The sequence below is a fragment of the Pseudoxanthomonas fibrivorans genome (assembly GCF_041464125.1).
Taxonomy (GTDB): domain Bacteria; phylum Pseudomonadota; class Gammaproteobacteria; order Xanthomonadales; family Xanthomonadaceae; genus Pseudoxanthomonas.
Genome location: NZ_JBGNUG010000001.1, coordinates 329,310 through 348,668, shown reverse-complemented (window position 1 = coordinate 348,668; position 19,359 = coordinate 329,310). Strand labels below are relative to the sequence as shown.

The following is a 19,359-nucleotide window of genomic DNA, read 5'->3' as shown; positions in this document are numbered from 1 at the left end:
GGTCAGGTCGTCGGAGCCAGGAGCGGCAGGTTAATCCGGATCAGCGTGCCGCGCCCGTCGGGCCCCGGCAGCGCCTGCACGCTGCCGCCGTGGGCGCCGACCATGCCCTGGCAGATCGCCAGGCCCAGGCCGGTTCCCTGCCGGCCGCGATCGCCGCGCTCGACGCTGTAGAACATGTCGAAGATGCGGCTGCGCTCGTCTTCGGGGATGCCTGGGCCGCGGTCGCGCACGTCGATGCGCAGCGCGGCGTCGACGCACCGGGCCTCGACCTCCACCGGCTCGCCCGGCGGCGAGAACTTCGCCGCGTTCTCCAGCACGTTGAAGAGCGCCTGTTCGAGCAAGGCCGGGTGCACCCAGATGGGCGCCAGGCCGGGGGCGATGACCGTCCTCACCGCCGCCTCCGGCTGGTAGCGCTGCAGGCGCGTGACCGCCGAGCCGACCAGTTCGTCCACCCCGATCCAGTCGCGGTTGAGGGTCAGGCCGCGGTGGCCCAGCCGGGTCATGTCGAGCAGGTTCTGGATGTAGCGGTCCAGTCGCTCGCCCTCCCGCCGGATCGTGTCGAGCAGGCTGCGCCGGTCGTCCACGCCCATCGCGTCGCCGTAACTGGCCAGGCTTCCGGCCGAACCGATCATCGATGCCAGGGGCGAGCGCAGGTCGTGGGACACCGACGAGAGCAACGCCGAGCGCAGCCGCTCGGTTTCGCTGCCGACCCGTGCGGTTTCCAGTTCGGCCACCAGCTGCACACGCGACACCGCTTGGGCGATGTCCTCGACCATGGCCTCGGCCAGGCGGCGCTGCTCCAGCGACAGGCTGCGTCGTGCGGCATCGAAGCGCAGCGCCGCGACACCGATCACCCCGCGGGCTTCGCGCATGGGCAGGTACCACCACGGCGAGCCGGACAGTGTGTCGGTATGGCGCCCGGCGGCCTGTCCGTGGACGCGGACCCAGTCGACCGCGCCCGGGTCGATGCCCGCAGGCGCATCGACCGGTGCTCCCGGAGCCCCTGCATGCAGCCAGGCCTCCGCATCGAGATGGCGCCCGAGCGCCTGCCGGCCGGCCTCCAGCACCTGGTCGAGGTCGGCGGCCGCGCCCAGCCGCCTTCCCAGTGCCTGCAGCACCGTGGCGTGTGCGTTGGCCGCACGCAGCGCCAGCACCTGCATGCGCAGCTTCGAGGCCAGGCGGCCGGCCACCAGCGCGGCCGCCAGGAACAGGAACACGGTGACCACGCCCTGGCGGGCACTGATGAGGAAGGTGAAGCGCGGTGCGAGGAAGAAGAAGTTGTAGGCGAGGAAGCACAGCGCCGCGGCCAGCGAGGCGGCGGCCAGGCGCGTCCGCGACGCCACCAGCACCACCGCCAGGATGAAGATCATCGACAGGTCGTCCAGGCCGACCCAGCGCTCGCTGGCCCAGGCCAGCGCCACCGCACCGCCGGTGGCGGCCAGCACCAGCCCGGCCTCGTGGCGATCCAGGCGCGCGCCCTGCGGGTCCTGGCCGCGGCGGGCACGGGCGCGTGCACCGGGCGAGCTGATGATCACCAGTTCGTAGTGCGCGCCGCGCCGCAGCAGCTGCTGGGTCAGCGTGCGGTTGAACATGCGCGCCAGCGGGCGTTCGCGGGTGCGCCCGACCACCAGGGTCGATGCTCCCTCGCGCTCGCCGTGGTCCAGCAGCGCGTCGGCGACGCCGGAGCCATGCAGCACCGCCGTATCGGCACCGAGGCCGCGGGCCAGGGCGAAGGCCCGGTCCAGCTCGGCCTGGCGCGGCCCATCGATGCCCGCGCCGGACTGCACCGTCACCACGCTCCACGGCGCATCGCGACGCTCGGCGATCCGGCGCCCGGCCCGGACCAGGTACTCGGAGCTACCCAGCCCATCGATGGCCACCAGCACCCGCCGGCGCAGCGGCACGCCCGGCAGGCCGCGCGCGGCCTGCGCCTCGCGCGCGTCGCCATCCACCCGGTCGCTGGCGGCCTGCATCGCCAGCTCGCGCAGCGCGGACAGGTTGGCCGGCGAGAAGAACGCCTGCAGCGCCTGTTCGGCCATCCCGGGCAGGTAGACCTTGCCCTGCTGCAGCCGCTCGATCAGCTCGCGCGGCGGCAGGTCGACCAGGCGGATGTCCCGCATCCGGTCGAACAGTGCATCGGGCACGGTCTCCGACACGCGCACGCCGGTGATGCGGTGGACGATGTCGTTGAGGCTCTCCAGGTGCTGGATGTTGATGGTGGTGAAGACGTCGATCCCGGCGTCGAGCAGCTCGACCACGTCCTGCCAGCGGCGCTCGTGCCGGCTGCCGGGCATGTTGCGATGGGCCAGTTCGTCCACCAGCGCGACCTGCGGCCGCCGGGCGAGGATCGCATCCACGTCCATCTCGTCGAACCGGCGCCCCTGGTACTCGGCATTCCGCCGCGGCACGACTTCCAGCCCCTCGAGCAGCGCAGCGGTTTCGCCCCGGCCATGGGTCTCGACGACGCCGACGGCCACCGCGACCCCCTGCCGCTGCAACTCGCGCGCGCGCACCAGCATCGCGAACGTCTTGCCGACGCCAGGGGCGGCGCCGAGGAACACGGTGAGCCGCCCGGCTTCCTGCCGGCGCAGTTCGCCGGCCAGTGCGTCGGCCACGGCTTCGCGGGGTGCGTTCATGGGTGCAGTCTAGGGGCGGCGGCGACGGGCGCCTATCGCGCGATCGGGGTAGCGGCGTCGAGGGCGAGATTGAGTTCGAGCACGTTGACCCGCGCCTGGCCGAACAGCCCCCACTGCGGGGGCTCGGTGCGCGCGCGCACCTGCGCTTCCACGACACCGGGATCCAGCCCGCGCGCCCGCGCCACGCGCGCGACCTGCAGCGCGGCGGCCTGCGGCGAGATGTGCGGGTCGATCGCGCCGCCGGACTGGGTCACCAGGTCGCCCGGCACGCGCGCGGCCGGCACGCCCTCGCGCGCGGCCACGGCGTCCCGTGCGGCGTCGATGCGCGCACGCAGGTCCGGGTTGGTGCGTGCCTGGTTGCTGCCGGCCAGCGCCATCAGGTCGTAGCCGGCGGCGGATGGCCGCGGCTGGAAGTACCCCTCGCCCGCGAACGGCTGGGCGACCAGGGTCGAACCCACGACCCGGCCGCCGCGCTCGACCAGGCTGCCCGACGCGGCATGCGGGAACAGCAGCTGACCCAGGCCGACGCCGACCAGCGAGTAGGCCAGGCCGAAGCCCAGCAGGGTGACCAGCGACAGGCCGGACGCGCCGCGCAGGAGAAGCGCCACGCGGGAGCGCGGGCCGACGTGGACGGGCGTGGAATCGATGACAACCATGGGAGCCTCCTCAGGCGCCGAACGTGGCGGCCAGCGCCATGTCGATGAGCTTGATCGCCGCGAACGGCAGCAGCACGCCGCCGACGCCGTACACCAGCATGTTCCTGCGCAGCAGCGCGGTGGCGCTGGCGGGACGGAAACGCACGCCACGCAGCGCCAGCGGGATCAGCAGCGGGATGATGGCCGCGTTGAACACCAGCGCGGCCAGCACCGCGTTGGTCGGGCTGGACAGCCGCATCACGTCCAGCGCGGCCAGCGAGGGGATCGCCGCGGCGAACAGCGCAGGCAGGATCGCGAAGTACTTGGACACGTCGTTGGCCAGCGAGAACGTGGTCAGCGCGCCACGGGTGACCAGCTGCTGCTTGCCCACGCGGACCACGTCCAGCAGCTTGGCCGGGTCCGAGTCCAGGTCGACCATGTTCCCGGCTTCCTTGGCCGCCTGCGTGCCGGAGTTCATCGCCAGGCCCACGTCGGCCTGGGCCAGGGCCGGGGCGTCGTTGGTGCCGTCGCCGACCATCGCCACCAGCCGCCCGCCGGCCTGTTCCTGGCGGATGCGGGCGAGCTTGTCCTCCGGCCGCGCCTGCGCGATGTAGTCGTCCACCCCGGCTTCGGCCGCGATCGCCGCCGCGGTCAACGGGTTGTCGCCGGTGATCATCACCGTGCGGATGCCCATCGCCCGCATCTGCGCGAACTTCTCCCGGATCCCGTGCTTGACCACGTCCGACAGCTCGACCACGCCGAGCAGGTGGCGGCCATCGGCCACCACCAGCGGCGTGGCACCGCCGCGCGCGACCTGCCCGACGCGCCCGGCCAGTTCGACCGGCACCGCGCCGCCGAGCCCGCGCACGTGCTCGACGATCGCGTCCATCGCGCCCTTGCGGACGTGCCGCATGCCGGCGCCTTCGCCGGGCAGGTCCACGCCCGACATCCGGGTCTGCGCGGTGAAGGCCACGAAGGCCGCGCCAGCCGGCGCCTCGAGCGGCGACCCCGGCGCCCTGGCGAGCCGCACGATCGACGTGCCCTCCGGCGTCGGGTCGGCCAGCGAGGCCAGCAGCGCGGCCTGTCGCAGCTGCTCCAGGTCGACCCCGGCCAGCGGATGGAACGCGGTGGCCTGGCGGTCGCCGTGGGTGATCGTGCCGGTCTTGTCCAGCAGCAGCACGTCGACGTCGCCGGCCACCTCCACGGCCTTGCCGGACTTGGCCAGCACGTTGGCGGCCAAGGCGCGGTTCATGCCGGCGATGCCGATCGCCGGCAGCAGCCCGCTGATGGTGGTCGGGATCAGGCAGACCAGCAGCGCGACCAGCAGCAGCGGATCGAGCCGAGCGCCGACGAAGCCGGCGATGAACGGCAGGCTCGCCACCACGACCAGGAAGGTCGCGGTCATGGTCACCAGGAGCAGGCCGAGCGCGACCTCGTTCGGCGTCTTCTGCCGGTTGGCGCCTTCGACCAGGGCGATCATCCGGTCCAGGAAGCTGTGGCCGGGCTGGGCGGTGACACGGACCACGATCTCGTCCGACAGGACCTGGGTGCCACCGATCACGCCCGAGCGATCGGTGCCGGCCTCGCGCAGCACCGGCGCCGACTCGCCCGTCACTGCCGACTCGTTGATCGTTGCCAGCCCGCGCACGATCTCGCCATCGGCCGGCACCTGTTCGCCGGCCGAAACGACGACCAGGTCGCCCGGGCGCAGCCCGGCGGCCGGGATGCGCTCCTCGTTGCCGCCCGACGCGGTGCGCACGCGCCGCGCGACCAGGTCCTTGCGTGCGCGGCGCAACGAGGCCGCCTGGCCGCGCCCGCGCGCTTCGGCCACCGCTTCGGCGAAGTTGGCGAACAGCACGGTCAGGAACAGCAGGGCGGTCACCGCCCAGCCCAGCGCGGACGAGCTGGCCTGCCCGGCCAAGGTCATCGCGGCGGCCAGCACGGTACCGAGCCAGACCACCGCCATTACCGGGTTGCCGAAGGCGTGGGCGGGGGCGAGCTTGGCGAACGAGGCCACGATCGCCTGGCGCAGCCCGGGACCGTCGAGCAAGGCGAGCCGCGGCGACCGCGGTGCGACGGATGCCGCGTCTGTCGGAAGTGAGTCGCTCATTTCGATTTCCTCAGGAAGCCATCAGCGCGAGGTGGTCGGCCACCGGGCCGAGCACCAGCACCGGCATGAACTGCAGCAGGGTCAGGACCACGACGATCGCGACCAGGGTCAGGGCGAAAGTGGGCGTCTCCACCTGCGGGGTGCCCGGGCCCTCGGGCGCCGCACGCTTGGCGCCCAGCTGCGCGGCGATCACCAGCGGCAGGATGAGCGCGGGATAGCGGCCCAGCGCGAGCACCAGCGCGCAGGTCAGGTTCCACCACGCCGTTGCGTCGCCCAGGCCCTCGAAGCCGGAGCCGTTGTTGGCGAACGCCGAGGCGTACTCGTAGAAGACCTGGCTGATGCCGTGGAAGGACGGGTTGGAGGCGCCGGTGACCGAGGGCATCGCCAGCGTCGCCGCGGTCAGGCCCAGCAGGACCAGCGGTTGCAGCAACGCCAGCACGGCCAGCAGTTTCACTTCGCCGGCCTCGATCTTGCGGCCGAACAGCTCGGGTGTGCGTCCGGTCATCAGTCCGGCCAGGAACACCGCCAGCAGCAGGTACACCAGGAACTGCTGCAGGCCGCAGCCCACGCCTCCCCAGATGGCGTTGACCAGCATGTTGGCCATCGCCACCAGCCCGGTCAGCGGCGCGGCCGAGTCGTGCATCATGTTGACGGAGCCGTTGTTGACCGAAGTCGTCAGCGCCGCCCACAGCGCGGAGGGTTCGGCGCCGAAGCGGACCTCCTTGCCCTCCATCAGCGCGATGTCCTGCGCGGTCGAAGACCACGCTTCCGACCACAGGGCCGCAGCCGTGGTCGCCAGCGACATCGCCAGCATGGTGCCCACGACCAGGGCACTGAACTTCCGTCGCCCGGTGAACGGGCCGACCATGAAGGCGACGGCGACCGGGATGAGGACGATCGCCAGCATCTGGACCACGTTGGACAGCGGCGTGGGATTCTCCAGCGGCACCGCGCTGTTGGGGCCGTACCAGCCGCCGCCATTGCTGCCCAGCTGCTTGATCGCCACCATCGGCGCGACCGGCCCCAGCGGGATCTTCTGTTCCTTCATCCGGGCCTGTGCGTCCAGCGGCGTGGCGACCGGTCCGCCCTGCAGGGTCGCCGGCACGCCCTGCCAGGTCAGCAGCAGCGAGAACGCCAGGCATAGCGGCATCAGGAAGCGCACCGTCGGCCGCAGCACGTCGGCCCAGTAGTTGCCCACGTCGACCGCGGCGGCGCCGCCATCGACCTGGCCGCGGCTGTTGGCGCGGCCGCCGAACAGGCCGCGCAGCGTCGCCGCCACCAGCGCCAGGCCCATCATCGGCGTGACCACCTGCAGTCCGACGATCGCGGTCATGTGCGCCAGGAACGACAGTTGTGCCTGGCCCGAGTAGTGCTGCTGGTTGGTGTTGGTCAGGAACGAGACCATCGTGTGCAAGGCGAGGTCCCAGCGCATGTTGGGCGCATGGTTGGGATTGAGCGGCAACCAGGCCTGGGTCATCAGCACGACCCACACGACCACGCCGACCGCCAGGTTGCTGAGCAGGAACGCCGCCGCATACCCCTTCCATCCCATGCCTTGCGCGGGGTCGGTGCCGAGCAGGCGGTAGGCCGGCCGTTCGATCCAGCCGAACACGCGGTCGCCACGCATCGGCGCGCCGCGCATGACCGCCGCCAGGTAGTGGCCCAGGGGCCAGCCGAGCGCGACCGCCAGGAAGAAGACGAGGAGGAACTCAGCCACGGGCGCCTCCGCGCTTCCTGCCGGCCGGGCGGGCGCTGGCGTGGCGGGTCAGCAACAGGAACAGCAGGCCGGTAGCGGCGAACAGCCCCGCCAGTGTCAGCAGCAGAATGAGGAAGTCGGTGGCCATGTGCGTGATCGGGACGGAACCATTCCGCCGGTCACGAAAGTCTGGGAGCGCTCCCCGTAAAGGCTCCATGCGAACCGGGAGCGGGGACGTAAATTCTTCGTAACCTCGGGCTGGGCTCCCCTCGGCGGCGCCAGTGGCTCACTCGCATCGGCGTCCGCCCTGAGCCGGGCGCGGCCCTCCAACCCCGGCAAACGGCCCCTGGCCCCTCCCCCGTCGCTGTCCGCTTCGGGCCACGAGCGGACGCCTGCAACCACCCGGCCGGGCGCGGATCGCATGTCCCGCCATGCCCGCCGTCGCGACGCCTGCCGGGACATGCGAAAATTCGCGGCCTGCGGCACGCACGCACGTGCCAGCCGCCCCCCGTCCAGAGATACCGTGAAGACTCCCCAAGGCTTGCAGGCGCTGATCGAGGACGGCGTCATCGATGAAGTGCTGCGGCCGCTGAAGAGCGGCAAGGAAGCGGCGGTGTACGTCGTCCGCAGCGGCGACGAGGTGCGGTGCGCCAAGGTCTACAAGGACATGGCGCAACGCAGCTTCCAGCAGCGCGTGCAGTACCAGGAGGGCCGCAAGGTGCGCGGCAGCCGCGAAGCGCGCGCCATCGGCAAGGCCAGCAAGTACGGGCGCAAACAGCAGGAAGTCGCCTGGAAGAACACCGAGGTCGATGCGCTGTACCAGCTGCGCGCCGCCGGCGTGCGCGTGCCCGAGCCCTTCGGCTATTTCCACGGCGTGCTGGTGATGGAGCTGGTCACCGATGCCGACGGGTTCTCCGCGCCGCGCCTGGGCGAGTTCGAACCGGGCGCGGAACAGGCACGCGAGTTCCACCGCGTGCTGGTCCGGCAGGTGGTGCTGATGCTGTGCTGCGGGCTGATCCACGGCGACCTGTCGCCCTACAACGTGCTGGTCGATGCGGACGGGCCGGTGGTGATCGACTTCCCGCAGGTCGTCAGCGCCGCCGGCAACAACGCCGCGCGCACCATGCTGCTGCGCGACGTCAACACCCTGACCGCCTACCTCGGGCGCTTCGCGCCCGAGCTGCTGGACACCTGGTACGGCGAGGAGATGTGGGCCCTGTTCGAGGCCGGCGAACTGCGGCCGGACAGCGAACTGACCGGCACGTTCGCCGCGGACGAACGCAGCGTCGACCTGGACAGCGTGCGCCACGCCATCAACGACGCGCGCGAGGAAGCGCTGATCCGCCAGCAGGGCCGCGAGGCGGCGGAGCAGGACGACTGAGGCGATCGGCCGGCGGGCCGCCGGGAGGTCAGAACTTCTCGCCGACCGGCAGGTAACGCCACGCGCCCGGCGGCATCGGGCCGTTCGGGCCCTTGCCCAGGGCCACCTTGCCGATGCGCAGGCGGCGGATCGACAGCACGTCCAGCCCGACCTGCGCGCACATCGCGCGCAGCTGCCCGTCGCGCACGCCCTTGATCGCGAAGCGCAGCCGCGTCTCGTTCTGCCAGCTGACCTTGCACGGCGGCAACGCGCGGCCGTTGAACGCCAGGCCGTGGTTGAGCCTGTGCAGGCCGTAGGGCGCGATCTCGCCGGCGACTTCGACGATGTACTCGTGCTCGATCAGGTCGGCGTCCTCGGTCAGGCGGCGCCATGCCCGGCCATCCTGGGTCAGCACCATCAGGCCGCTGGCCTGCGTGTCCATCGACACCAGCGGCGTCAGCCGGTGGAAATGGCGGCGCAACAGGCGCACGCCGCTGGGGTCGTCGGCCCAGCGCGTGTCCGGCCGCACCAGCACGCTGGCCGGGCTGCGCCCGTCGATCGCATCGAAGCCGGCCGGCTTGTGGAACAGGATCGTCGCCGGCTCCACCGCCTCCAGGCGCGCCTCCGGGTCGAGCTCGACGCGCTCGGTCGTCACCTTGTGCTGCGGCATCTCGACCACGCTGCCCTCCACCATCACCCAGCCGTTGCGGATGAACTGCTCGGCTTCGGCGCGCGAACAGGCGAACAGTTCGCTGACGCGATGGGCAAGTCGAACGGGCGCTGACATCGGGACCACCAGGAGACGGGGCGTGCAGTGTAACGGCCGGGAAGGCAGGTCCCGCCCCGGCACGCCCAGACACCCGCGGCCACGCCCGGCTGCGGCCGCGCCGGCAGGACGTGTCGACGCCCCGGTTCCGCCGGGCGCTTTTTGCCGGGAATCGGGAACCTGGCCGTCGGTATTCCAGACGGACGTGGACGTGTCGTCGGCGGTCGCGTCCACGCGGTGGACCGCGAAACAGCCGTGCTCGTGGGCATGCAACGAATCGAGGGTGACGTGCAGCAGCAGGTCTTCGAGTGTCGCCGGGGTCATGGGGGCTCCAGACAGAAGGAGGGCCTCCGTGGAGGCCCCTGGTCACGTGGATCGCTCAGCGCTGCTGGCGTTCACGTTCCCGGCGCTGGTCCTGCCGGTCCTCTTCCTCGTTCTCCTGGCGCTGCTGCCGCTCGTTCTGGTTCTGGTTCTGGCGCTCCTGGTCCTGCTCCTGTTCCTGCTGGCGGTTCTGGCGCTGTTCGTTGTTGTTGTTCTGCTGGGTCATGTCCGTCTCCTGGCCGGCCGCGGCGTGATTGCCGACGTCCTGGGACGGAAGCTAGGCACGCGCGCATCGCGCACGCGTGGAAAACGCAGAGGAAGCCGCTTCAATGCCTGCAGAAGTTGCAGCATGGCCCAGGCGTGGCGGGCCGTGAGTTTCCTGGCGAGAGAGATGGCAGGGAGGTGACGCCTGAGGTGGCGCTTGCGCCTGCATCGATGCGCCGTGTTTGCCAGCCCGTCCGCAACGCACCGACGTGCGCCGGCAGGCCCACCGGCGCCGCGGCAGCCGCGTGCCCCGGCGCGTGTACGCGGCTCGTAGCCGGACCGTTCAGCCCGCCTGTGACGACTGCCCGGCCAGCCATTCGCGCGGCGAGGCGCCGGTGCGCCGCCGGAACGCGCGTGACAGCGCCGGCGCATCGGCGAACCCGAGGTCCAGCGCGACCTGCTTGACCGAACGGCCCGCGCGCAGCAGCGAGGCGGCGACGTTGAGCTTCCAGTCCAGCGAGTAGGCGGCCGGCGTGGTGCCGGTGGCGGCCTTGAACGCGGCGGCGAACGCGCTGCGCGACATGCCGGCGTGCGCGGCCATGCGCTCCAGCGTCCAGTCCGCATCGGGCGCCTCGTGCACCGCGATCAGGGCCCGCGCCAGGCGCGGGTCGGACAGGCCCATCATCATCCCCTGCGAGACGCGCGCCTCGTCGGGATGGTCGATGATCCAGCGCAGCACCTGGATCAGCACCACCTCGAACAGGCGGTTGGCGAGCAGCCGCGACCCGCAGCGCGCGTGGTCGGACTCGGCGAACAGCAGGTCCAGCGCCGCGCCCAGGCCGTCGATCTTCTCCAGCGGCAGCGCGACCACGTCCGGCAACGACTGCACGATCGGGTTGCGCGCACCGCCGTCGAAATCCAGCGTGGCGCAGGTGAAGTCCGAGCCGTCGACCGGCGGGTTGATGAACTCGTGGTGCACCGCGCGCGGGAACAGCAGCAGCGTCGGCTGGTCGAGGTGGGTGCGGGTCATCCGCGCGCCGTCGCGGTGGAGCATCTCCATTTCGCCCCGCCGCAGCACGTGCAGGAAGCCGCGGCCGGGGCGCGCATCGAAGACCTGGTGGCCGCACAGCGGGCCGGAATGGAACAGCGAGGCCTGCACCCGGAAACGTTCCAGCACCGGCGTGAGGCGGTCGATCGAGGGGACGGGCGCGTCGGCGGCGCGGGTCGCGGACGTGGACGAATTGCCATCTATAAGCGACACAAAGCCACCAAACGTCCCGATCGGGCGCCCATTATGCCCCTCAACCGGCCGCCCCGGCCGGACCTTCGACAAGGAATCCGATCATGTCCCGCGTTCCCCTCATCAACCCGCAAGACACCACCGACGAACGCCAGGCCCTGCTGGGCCAGATCCACGCGGCCTTCGGCGCCACCCCCAACATGTTCCGTGCCGTCGCCAACTCCACCGCCGCCCTGAAGAGCATGTGGGGTTCGTTCGGCGCGCTGGGCGGCGGCGTGATCCCGCCGCGGCTGGGCGAGCAGATCGCCGTGGCCATCGCCAACCGCAACGCCTGCGAGTACTGCCTGTCCGCGCACACCGCCCTGGGCCGCAAGGCCGGCGCGAGCAGCGAGGAGATGCGCGCCGCGCAGGCGGGCGAATCGGCGGACCCGAAGACCGCGGCGGCGCTGCGCTTCGCCCTGCGCGTGGTCGAAGGGCGCGGCCAGGTCGACGAGGCCGACGTGGCGCAGCTGCGCGCGGCCGGCTTCGACGACGGCGAGATCGTCGAGATCCTGGCCCACGTCGCGCTCAACCTGTTCACCAACTACGTCAACGTCGCGTTCGCGGTGCCGGTCGACTTCCCCGGCGTCAAGCTGCGTTGAGCGCCCGCCCGTCACGTGGACCGGCCTCGCCGGTCCACGCGGCATGCCTGCTGGCATCCCACCGGAGGATCGACCCGTGTCCCGTCCCTACGTTCCCATCAACTGCGAGTTCCATGACGTCCTCGAGGCGACCGCCATCCGTCGACGCCTCGCCAGCTTCACCCTGCGCGACGACGGCGGCGCGCACCGCACCCTCCTGGCCCGCATCGCCGACCTCCATGCCCGCGACGGCGCCGAGTACATGCGCCTGGACGACGGCAGCGAGGTGCGCCTGGACCGCATCGCCGCGGTCGACGGCATCGAGGCGGCGCGCTTCGCCGATGCGTGCCGCGTCGCCTGAGCGGCGTCGCCGCGGGCCCCGGGGACCGATGCCCGCGGCCCGCCTCGCCTGGCCGTGCGCATCCCGGCGTGCGGTCCATGCCACGCGTGTCGGCCGTGACGCCTCCTGCGCGACCTCCAGGCGCGGCGGCGTCCGAGCCTAGGCCTGGACTTCGGCCCGCAACGCGATCTCGATCAGCTGCTCGGGGAACGCCAGCGCGGAGACGCCGATCAGGTTGCTGGCCACCTGCGGCACCGGCTGGCCGTAGACGGACGGACGCACCTTGCCGCTGGCGGCGAAGGCCGCCGGCACGTCGATCACGAACAGGGTTTCCTCGACCACGTCGGCCAGCGAACTGCCCAGCTCGGCGAGCAGCACCTGCGCGTTCTCGTAGGCACGCCGCATCTGCGCCTCCATCGTGTCGAAGTTCGCCGGCCTGCCGTCGGGCGCCAGCGGCGCCGGCGCCACCAGGGTGCCCTCCGGCGTGTGCGCGAGCTGGCCGGATACGTAGATCGTGTCGTTGACGCGCAACGCCTGCACGTACCCGTAGGCCGATTCCCACGGCACTCCGAAGCTGGCGGTCCTGCGTGTGGTGTTGCCCATGGCGGCTCCTTGTGCGAAGGCGGCCAGTGTGGCGGTCGACCGGCCACGCATGCCTCCCCCGATCGGGGAGCGCGCAGCGGGCACGACCGCGCGCGGTCGGCGCGAACGCCCGCGTGGTGCGCAGCGGGCAGTGCCCTTCCGCGGGCATGAGCCGCGCTCAAGGCTGGCTTGTGGAATGTTCATTACGCCCCGGCCGCGCGGATCGTTACCCTCCGCGCAGGTCCCGGGAGCCTGCAATGCCGATGCGTGCGCTGGTCATCGTCCCCTGCATCCTGTCGGCCGCCGCGTGCGTCGCCGCGTCCGCCGCCGACCTCCCGCTGCCGGCCCCGGTGCGCTGGACGCCGCCGGCGCTGTCGACCGGCCAGTACGAATCGTCCCCGGTCTTCTCGCCGGACGGCCGCGAGCTGTTCTTCTTCCGCGCACCACCGGCGTTCGACCGCTACCGGCTGCTGCATGCACGCTGCGGCGGGACCGAGTGGGACGCGCCACGCGAGCCGGCGTTCGCCGCCCCGGCCGGCGCGCTGGAGACCGACCCGGCGTACAGCCCCGACGGCGCCTGGCTCTACTACGCCAGCGACCGCGCGCACGCGGGCGACCTGGACATCTGGCGGGTGCCGCGCCATGCCGACGGCCGCTGGGGCGAGCCGGAGCGGCTGCCGTCACCGGTGAACTCGCCGCAGACCGAGCTGCTGCCGCGGCCGCAGGCGGATGGGCGCCTGCTGTTCGGCTCCAGCCGCGAAGGCGGCCCGGGCGGACGCGACCTCTACCTGGCGACGCCGCGCGCCGGCGGCGGATGGGACCTCGCCCCCTTGCCCTCGCCGGCCAACACGGCGGCCGACGAGTACGAGGCCGACCTGTCGCGCGACGGCCGCGTGCTGGTGGTGGTCGCCAATCGCGGGACGCGCTCGCACCTGTACGTGTACGACCGCCACGGCGAAGCCTGGCGCGAGCGCGGGCGCGTGCCGGCGCGCAGCGACGTGTTCCAGGTGGGACCGCTGCTCTCGCCGGACGGGAAGCGGCTGCTGTTCGCGCAGGCCGTCGGGGAACGTTCGGGCGAGTTCTTCCTCGTGGACCTGGCGCCGGATGCCGACCGCGCATGGCCACCGGCATGCGCCGGCACGCCCTGACACGAACGCGATTCAACCACCGACGACGGGCGCAGGCGACCGGCGCACCCGCACATGCGGGCCCGGTTCACCATGCCGCGGTCGGAGCCGCTCCACGCGGTCGTTCATGCTTCACGCCTGCCACAGATCCGGGCGCCGGACGGTGGCGACCTGCCGCCGCCCGGCACCACGCGTCGCGTGAGGCTGTCGCCACTCAGTGGCGGGCGGTGCGTGCGCGCTTGCCGTCGTCCCGTTGCGCGGTACCGCGGGTCTGCACGAACTCGGGGAAGGTGTCCGCCAGGGAGTCGGTGTCCGGCAGGATGTAGAACACCCCGCCCCGCTCGAAGGTCGGGCGGATCACGCCCTCGTAGAACCCGGGCTCGACATTGATGCAGCCATGGGTGACGCGGTTGTCGTCGGGCGATGGCGAGGCCAGGCGCTCGGCGCGGCGCTCGGCCGGCACGCCGGTCGCGGTCGGGTGCATGGAAACGGCCGACTCGTAATCGATCCACAGCACGCGCCCGGCGTCGATCGAGGGACCGTACCCACCCACGAAACGACCGGCAGGCGTCGTGCGGTCGCGACCCGGAATCTCGCGAAGCGCGAGCCCCGCGACGCCCGGGGCGGTGTGGTCGCCCACCGCCGAGCCGAAGAGCCCCGGCGCGGCGCCGATGATGCGGCCGTCGCCGTCGAACACCAGGATCTGCGCCGCGGACTTGTCCATGACCGCGAACGGATAGCCCTGGCTGTCGCGGGTCGCGACCACCCAGCCCGCCAGCTCGATCACCGTGTCGGACACGTGCTGGTCCGGTGGAAGCTGGTCGACGGTGAGCGCCGCCTGCGCGGCGGCGTCCCCGGCAGTGGCCACGCCGGGAACCGCGAATGCAAGGGCGAGCACCAGGGCGCCGTAGGCGCGGAAAGCAGGGTAACGGCGAGTGCGGATGGGACGGTTCCTCATGCTGGAAGCTGGATAAGGGAAGAAGACCGGTGGCCGACGAAGGCCACCGGTTCCCTCCGGTCACGTATCGCGGGGATGATTATCCGCGCGGCTGGCGGCGCGGCGCCGTTTCCAGCTGCTGGACGCGGCTCTCCAGCTGGTCCAGCCGCTGGTTGGCCTGCTGCGCGGACTGGTTGGCGGACTCCGCGCTCTGGGCCGCACCCTGCACCCGCGTGTCGAGCTGGTCGAGGCGCGAATTGATCGTCGCGAACTCGTCGTCGTAGGTGGCGCAGCTGGCAAGACCCAGTGCGGCGACAAGCGCCACGCCGAGCGTACGGGCCGTCGTCACATGTTGCTTGGTCGGGAACATTTCCACTCCTCCTTCGTCTGGGACGACCGGAATATAGCGGCCTTTCCCATCGGTGCCACCGGGCGCCTTCAGCTGACGTTGGCATACGTGGATGGCTCGTGAAGATGCGCAAAATGGAGCATTGCGCCTCCCGTCCGGCCCCTGCACCGCGCGCCCGCGCCGCATTCATCGACGGGTCGGCTTGTCCTCATGAGCGCCGGTTTTTCGTGGGACGTAGAACCTTAATAGGCAACCCTCCACCTCCGCGGATCGCTGGGATATGCCACGCCCCTGGAGCAGGCGCATCAGGCCCCGGGGGACGGCTTCGGACTGGCCGCTGCCGATGGCCGCGACGCCTCCGATCCGCGCGCGACGGCACTGCCTGACCCGTGGAACAGACGGAGGGCGCCGCGAGGCGTCGGAATGGGATCGACCGGAGGTATGGGACGGCGATGGCTCGCCCGTCAGCGCGCGCGACGGTAATGCGTGGCGATCGCGCCGTTGCGGAGCGGCGTCGCCGACACCAGCTCCAGCCGTCGCGTGCCCGGCAGGCCGCCCGCGTACAGGGTCGGGCCGTGGCCGGCGATCCGCGGGTGGATGAGCAGCCGGTATTCGTCGATCAGATCCAGCCGGTCGAGTTCCGCGGCAAGCAGGCCGCTGCCGAGCAGCACGCCGTCAGGAGTCGCGGCCTTCAGCGCGCGTATGCCGGCGCGCAGGTCGCCGGCGAGGTGGTGGCTGTTGCTCCACGGGAAGTCGCTTCGCGTGGAGGACGCCACGTACTTCGGCTTGGCCTCGAGCCTGACCGCCCACTCGCGCACCGCCGGCGGCGCCGCGACCTCGCCACGCGCGACCGCGGGCCAGCAGTCTTCCATCATCTCGTAGGTGACGCGTCCCCACAGCATCGCCCCGGCCTCGTCCATCAGCCGGGTGAAGAGGGCATGCGTCTCGTCGTCGGCGATGCCTTCCCGGTGGTCGACGCAACCGTCCAGGGTGAGGTTGAAAGCGAAGGTCAGAAGTCCCACGGCGTCCTCCATCGGCGACACGATGCGCTGCGCGCTGCCTACCGGGCTGCACGCCAGGCCCGCGCGGACTTCACCGGCCCAGGTAGAAATCCAGCGGCACCAGTTCCACCGTCCAGCCGCATTCCTCGCCGATCGTCGCCGCCGGATGCATCGAGGCGATGCGCAGCGCCTCCTCCTCGTCGTCGGCGTCGATGATGAACAGCCCGCCGACCACTTCCTTGGCCTCGGTGTAGGGACCGTCGCTGACCTGCGTCCGGCCACCGCGCGGGCGCAGCGTCTTCCACGTGTGCAGGTCGCCGAGCGAGGCGGAGACCAGCATCTTGCCCGTCGCCTGCATCTTCTCGTCCAGCGCGGGGCACTGGCGCGTCAGCGCCTCGACAGCCTGCGGCGTCATCGCCGCGAAGGCTTCGGGGGAGTAGTAGGCCAGGCCGAGGTATTTCATGGACGGATCCTTGGATGGGATGCAGGGACGACGAAACAGCGGGCCCGGAATCGACGCGCCACGCCCGCGCCCCCGGCGGCACCGCGCTGCAGGAGCGCCCCGTCGGCGCCTCAGGCGCCGCCGGCGACCCGGTCGAGCACTTCGCGCACGCGCAGGGCCAGTTCCTCGACGGTGTAGGGCTTGGCGATCAGTTCCACGCCCGGGTCCAGCACGCCGTTGTGGACCACCGCGTTGCGGCTGTAGCCGGTGGTGAACAGCACCTTGAGGTCCGGGCGCCGGCGCCTGGCCTCGTCGGCGAGCTGGCGGCCGTTGACCTCGGGCATGACCACGTCGGTGAACAGCAATGCGATCTCCGGATTGAGGTCGAGGAGGCGCAGGGCGGCGGCGGCACTCCCGGCGTCCAGCACGTGGTATCCCAGTTCCGTCAGCGCATCGACCGAGAACTGGCGCACCGCCGGCTCGTCGTCCACCACCAGGATCACCTCGTTGCGCTCGCCCTGCGGCAGGGCGATGCGGGCCGGCGGCGGGGCGGACTCCTCCGCCTCGCCGAGCAGGCGCGGCAGGTAGACCTTGATGGTGGTGCCCTGCCCGACCTCCGAATAGATCTTGACGTGGCCGGCCGACTGCTTGACGAAGCCGTAGACCTGCGAGAGCCCCAGCCCCGTCCCGCGCCCGACCTCCTTGGTGGTGAAGAACGGGTCGAACGCCTTGGCGATGACGTCCGGCGGCATGCCGGTGCCGGTATCGGTGACCGCCACCATCACGTACTGCCCGACCGGCATGCCCAGGTTCTCGGCGGCGTAGCGGTGGTCGAAGTGGCAGTTGGCCGTCTCCACGGTCAGGCGCCCGCCGCCGGGCATCGCGTCGCGCGCGTTGACCGCCAGGTTGAGGATCGCGTTCTCCAGCTGGTTGGGGTCGGCGTGGGTGCGCCACAGGCCGGCGGCCAGCACGGTCTCCAGCCGCACGTCGGCGCCCAGCGCGTGCACCAGCAGCTCGGACATGCCGGCGACCAGGCGGTTGGCGTCGACCGGCTCGGGCTTGAGCGGCTGCTGGCGCGAAAACGCCAGCAACCGCTGGGTCAGCTGCGCGGCGCGGCGGGCGCCGTCGATCGCCAGGTCGATGTAGCGGCGCGCGCGCGCGTCGCCGTCGTCGATGCGGCCGGCGAGCAGGTCCAGGGGACCGATGATCGTGGCCAGCATGTTGTTGAAGTCGTGGGCGATGCCGCCGGTGAGCTGGCCGACCGCCTCCATCTTCTGGCTCTGGCGCAGGGCTTCCTCGACCTTCAGGCGCTCGGCCACTTCCTCGCTGACCCGGCTTTCCAGCCGCTCGTTGAGTTCGCGCAGCCGCGCCTCGTCGGCCTTTCGCGCGGTGATGTCGATCGCCACGCCGACGATCCGCACGCAGATCCCGCCCTCGAACAGGCCGCGGCCCTTGGCCGCGACCCAGCGCACCACGCCGTCCTCCTTGCCGACGGTGCGGTACTCCACGTCGTACAGCGCGCGCCGCCGGGGATCGATCGCCGCCGCCAGCGCCGCGCTGGTGGCCTCGCGGTCCTCCGGATGCAGGCCGGCATAGAAATCGCGCATCGACACCGGCACGTCGGGCGAGATGCCGAACATCGCCTTGGTCCGCGCCGGCCAGATCAGGATGTCTTGGACCAGGTCGACGTCCCAGAAGCCCAGGTCGCCGGCGTCGGTGGCCAGGCGCAGGCGCTGCTCGCTCTCGGCCAGCGCCGCTTCGGCGGCCTTGCGCCCGCTCAGGTCTAGCATCGCCCCGATCATCCGCAGCGGCTCACCCGCCGGCCCGCGCAGCACCGTGCCGCGGTCGAGCACGGAGGCGAAGCTGCCGTCCGCGCGGCGGAAGCGGTACTCGCCGACCCATGCGGTGCCGGTGCCGTCGATCACCGCGTGGATGTCGGCGTCGATGCGCGCGCGGTCGTCCGGGTGGATGTGCTCCAGCCACCACTGCGCGGTGGTGCCGGCGACCGGGTGCCCGAACAGGGTGCCCAGCGCCTCGTTCCAGATCACCTCGCCGTCGGCGATGCGCCAGTCCCAGATCGCGTCGTTGGTGGCGCGCGCGGCCAGGCGGTAGCGTTCCTCGATCTCGCGGTGGGCCAGCTCGGCGCGCTTGCGGTCGGTGATGTCCAGCGAGGTGCCGACCAGGCCGATGACCGCGCCGGCACCGTCGCGCAGCGGGGCCTTGGTCGACAGCCAGCAGGCGCGGCGGCCATCCGGGTAGCTGACCTCCTCCTCCACCTGCTCGGTGGTCCCGGTCTGGATGATGCGCTGGTCGTTGGCCATGACCCGGGCCGCCTGGTCCTTGTCGGCCAGCAGTTCGGCGTCGGTGCGGCCGATGTACGCCTCGGGCGGCACGCCGAGCAGCTCGGTCACGCCGCGGTTGCCGACCAGCAGCCGGCCCTGCCGGTCCTTGGCGTACACCACCCCGGGCATCGCCTCGACGAAGGCGTGCAGCAGCGACTGGGCCTGGTCGCGCTCGGATTCGATCCGCCGCCGTTCGTGGATGTCGATGAGCACGCCGGGGAAGCTGGCCGCGTTGCCGGCCGCGTCCAGGTCGACCCGGCCGATGGCCTCGATCCAGCGGTACTGGCCATCCGCGCCACGGGCGCGGTACTGGTGCGCGTACGGCCCGCCGCGGCGGATGGCCTGGGTGATCGCCTCGCCCAGCGCCTGCCGGTCGTCGGGATGGACCATCGACACCACGTGCTCCAGCCGCAGCGCGTCGCGCCGCAGCGCCGGGTCCAGGCCGAAGGTCCGCGCCAGCGCCTCGTCCACGCTCAGCTGGTCGCGGCGCACGTCCCAGAACCAGGTGCCGACGATGGCGCCTGCCGCCAGCGCCATGCGCACCCGCTCGGTGTCGGAAAGGATCGGGCCGTGCATGTCGTCCTGTGGAGCGGTCACGTGGGGTCTCGCGGTGGGAGGGCGGCCCGGGGCGATCCGTCGCGCAGCTCGGCC

At 71.9% G+C, this 19,359-nt stretch carries 18 protein-coding genes; 4 read left to right on the top strand and 14 right to left on the bottom strand.

Features of this window, described 5'->3' with window-relative positions; all coding sequences use genetic code 11:
• Positions 1-2 precede the first annotated feature (2 nt).
• Genes ACA089_RS01680 through ACA089_RS01660 form a run of 5 tightly spaced genes read right to left on the bottom strand, consistent with a single transcriptional unit; the run spans position 3 to position 7,225 of the window.
• Positions 3-2,636: an ATP-binding protein gene (locus ACA089_RS01680; RefSeq protein ID WP_372012789.1), complete on the bottom strand. Its 2,634-nt coding sequence runs from the start codon at positions 2,634-2,636 to the stop codon at positions 3-5.
• 32 nt (positions 2,637-2,668) lie between these two features.
• Positions 2,669-3,292 (bottom strand): potassium-transporting ATPase subunit KdpC, encoded by a 624-nt coding sequence (kdpC, locus tag ACA089_RS01675; protein ID WP_372012787.1) that lies wholly within the window; start codon positions 3,290-3,292, stop codon positions 2,669-2,671.
• A 10-nt stretch (positions 3,293-3,302) separates the two neighbouring features.
• Positions 3,303-5,381, bottom strand: coding sequence for a potassium-transporting ATPase subunit KdpB (gene kdpB, locus ACA089_RS01670; protein WP_372012785.1), 2,079 nt, complete (start codon positions 5,379-5,381; stop codon positions 3,303-3,305).
• A 10-nt stretch (positions 5,382-5,391) separates the two neighbouring features.
• A complete protein-coding gene (kdpA, locus tag ACA089_RS01665) occupies positions 5,392-7,098 on the bottom strand; it encodes a potassium-transporting ATPase subunit KdpA (RefSeq protein ID WP_372012783.1) in 1,707 nt (568 codons plus the stop codon).
• Positions 7,091-7,225 (bottom strand): hypothetical protein, encoded by a 135-nt coding sequence (locus ACA089_RS01660; RefSeq protein ID WP_372012782.1) that lies wholly within the window; start codon positions 7,223-7,225, stop codon positions 7,091-7,093. Before ACA089_RS01660 ends, kdpA begins: the two co-directional genes overlap by 8 nt.
• Positions 7,226-7,600: 375 nt before the next feature.
• On the opposite strand from ACA089_RS01660, the gene ACA089_RS01655 reads away from it, so the two are divergent.
• Positions 7,601-8,458 (top strand): PA4780 family RIO1-like protein kinase, encoded by an 858-nt coding sequence (locus tag ACA089_RS01655; protein WP_372012780.1) that lies wholly within the window; start codon positions 7,601-7,603, stop codon positions 8,456-8,458.
• Positions 8,459-8,486: 28 nt separating this feature from the next.
• Here ACA089_RS01655 and ACA089_RS01650 read toward each other — a convergent pair whose 3' ends face one another.
• The 3 genes from ACA089_RS01650 to ACA089_RS01640 form a co-directional block, all read right to left on the bottom strand.
• Positions 8,487-9,224 carry an rRNA pseudouridine synthase gene (locus ACA089_RS01650; RefSeq protein ID WP_372012778.1) on the bottom strand — a complete coding sequence of 246 codons (738 nt, stop codon included), beginning with the start codon at positions 9,222-9,224 and terminating at the stop codon, positions 8,487-8,489.
• A 358-nt stretch (positions 9,225-9,582) separates the two neighbouring features.
• Positions 9,583-9,750 carry a hypothetical protein gene (locus ACA089_RS01645; protein WP_372012776.1) on the bottom strand — a complete coding sequence of 56 codons (168 nt, stop codon included), beginning with the start codon at positions 9,748-9,750 and terminating at the stop codon, positions 9,583-9,585.
• Positions 9,751-10,071: 321 nt separating this feature from the next.
• Positions 10,072-10,980 carry an AraC family transcriptional regulator gene (locus ACA089_RS01640; RefSeq protein WP_372017600.1) on the bottom strand — a complete coding sequence of 303 codons (909 nt, stop codon included), beginning with the start codon at positions 10,978-10,980 and terminating at the stop codon, positions 10,072-10,074.
• Between the two features lie 92 nt (positions 10,981-11,072).
• Between ACA089_RS01640 and ACA089_RS01635 the strand changes: the two genes are divergently transcribed.
• The gene (locus ACA089_RS01635) at positions 11,073-11,609 is read left to right on the top strand and encodes a carboxymuconolactone decarboxylase family protein (protein WP_372012774.1); all 537 of its coding nucleotides are present in this window, start codon (positions 11,073-11,075) and stop codon (positions 11,607-11,609) included.
• Positions 11,610-11,685: 76 nt separating this feature from the next.
• Positions 11,686-11,949: a hypothetical protein gene (locus ACA089_RS01630; protein ID WP_372012772.1), complete on the top strand. Its 264-nt coding sequence runs from the start codon at positions 11,686-11,688 to the stop codon at positions 11,947-11,949.
• Positions 11,950-12,087: 138 nt separating this feature from the next.
• Here the strand turns inward: ACA089_RS01630 and ACA089_RS01625 are convergent, their stop codons facing one another.
• Positions 12,088-12,531 (bottom strand): Rid family hydrolase, encoded by a 444-nt coding sequence (locus tag ACA089_RS01625; RefSeq protein ID WP_372012770.1) that lies wholly within the window; start codon positions 12,529-12,531, stop codon positions 12,088-12,090.
• Positions 12,532-12,767: 236 nt separating this feature from the next.
• Between ACA089_RS01625 and ACA089_RS01620 the strand changes: the two genes are divergently transcribed.
• Complete coding sequence (locus tag ACA089_RS01620; RefSeq protein WP_372012768.1) at positions 12,768-13,658, top strand: TolB family protein; 891 nt, start codon at positions 12,768-12,770, stop codon at positions 13,656-13,658.
• Between the two features lie 193 nt (positions 13,659-13,851).
• On the opposite strand, the gene ACA089_RS01615 is transcribed toward ACA089_RS01620, so the two are convergent.
• The 5 genes from ACA089_RS01615 to ACA089_RS01595 form a co-directional block, all read right to left on the bottom strand.
• Positions 13,852-14,595, bottom strand: a complete 744-nt coding sequence (locus tag ACA089_RS01615; RefSeq protein ID WP_372012766.1) for a hypothetical protein — start codon at positions 14,593-14,595, stop codon at positions 13,852-13,854.
• A 79-nt stretch (positions 14,596-14,674) separates the two neighbouring features.
• A complete protein-coding gene (locus tag ACA089_RS01610; protein WP_372012764.1) occupies positions 14,675-14,944 on the bottom strand; it encodes a hypothetical protein in 270 nt (89 codons plus the stop codon).
• 443 nt (positions 14,945-15,387) lie between these two features.
• The gene (locus tag ACA089_RS01605; protein ID WP_372012762.1) at positions 15,388-15,945 is read right to left on the bottom strand and encodes a dihydrofolate reductase family protein; all 558 of its coding nucleotides are present in this window, start codon (positions 15,943-15,945) and stop codon (positions 15,388-15,390) included.
• Between the two features lie 70 nt (positions 15,946-16,015).
• Positions 16,016-16,387 carry a YciI family protein gene (locus ACA089_RS01600; RefSeq protein ID WP_372012760.1) on the bottom strand — a complete coding sequence of 124 codons (372 nt, stop codon included), beginning with the start codon at positions 16,385-16,387 and terminating at the stop codon, positions 16,016-16,018.
• A 110-nt stretch (positions 16,388-16,497) separates the two neighbouring features.
• Positions 16,498-19,305: a PAS domain-containing protein gene (locus ACA089_RS01595; protein ID WP_372012759.1), complete on the bottom strand. Its 2,808-nt coding sequence runs from the start codon at positions 19,303-19,305 to the stop codon at positions 16,498-16,500.
• Positions 19,306-19,359 lie beyond the last annotated feature (54 nt).

Coding starts and splice junctions, on each gene's coding strand:
- ACA089_RS01600 (WP_372012760.1), bottom strand. CDS start 16,387: ATGAAATACCTCGGCCTGGCCTACTACTCCCCCGAAGCCTTCGCGGCG.
- ACA089_RS01645 (WP_372012776.1), bottom strand. CDS start 9,750: ATGACCCAGCAGAACAACAACAACGAACAGCGCCAGAACCGCCAGCAG.
- ACA089_RS01615 (WP_372012766.1), bottom strand. CDS start 14,595: ATGAGGAACCGTCCCATCCGCACTCGCCGTTACCCTGCTTTCCGCGCC.
- ACA089_RS01635 (WP_372012774.1), top strand. CDS start 11,073: ATGTCCCGCGTTCCCCTCATCAACCCGCAAGACACCACCGACGAACGC.
- ACA089_RS01660 (WP_372012782.1), bottom strand. CDS start 7,225: ATGGCCACCGACTTCCTCATTCTGCTGCTGACACTGGCGGGGCTGTTC.
- ACA089_RS01680 (WP_372012789.1), bottom strand. CDS start 2,636: ATGAACGCACCCCGCGAAGCCGTGGCCGACGCACTGGCCGGCGAACTG.
- ACA089_RS01625 (WP_372012770.1), bottom strand. CDS start 12,531: ATGGGCAACACCACACGCAGGACCGCCAGCTTCGGAGTGCCGTGGGAA.
- kdpB (WP_372012785.1), bottom strand. CDS start 5,381: ATGAGCGACTCACTTCCGACAGACGCGGCATCCGTCGCACCGCGGTCG.
- ACA089_RS01620 (WP_372012768.1), top strand. CDS start 12,768: ATGCCGATGCGTGCGCTGGTCATCGTCCCCTGCATCCTGTCGGCCGCC.
- ACA089_RS01650 (WP_372012778.1), bottom strand. CDS start 9,224: ATGTCAGCGCCCGTTCGACTTGCCCATCGCGTCAGCGAACTGTTCGCC.
- ACA089_RS01610 (WP_372012764.1), bottom strand. CDS start 14,944: ATGTTCCCGACCAAGCAACATGTGACGACGGCCCGTACGCTCGGCGTG.
- kdpC (WP_372012787.1), bottom strand. CDS start 3,292: ATGGTTGTCATCGATTCCACGCCCGTCCACGTCGGCCCGCGCTCCCGC.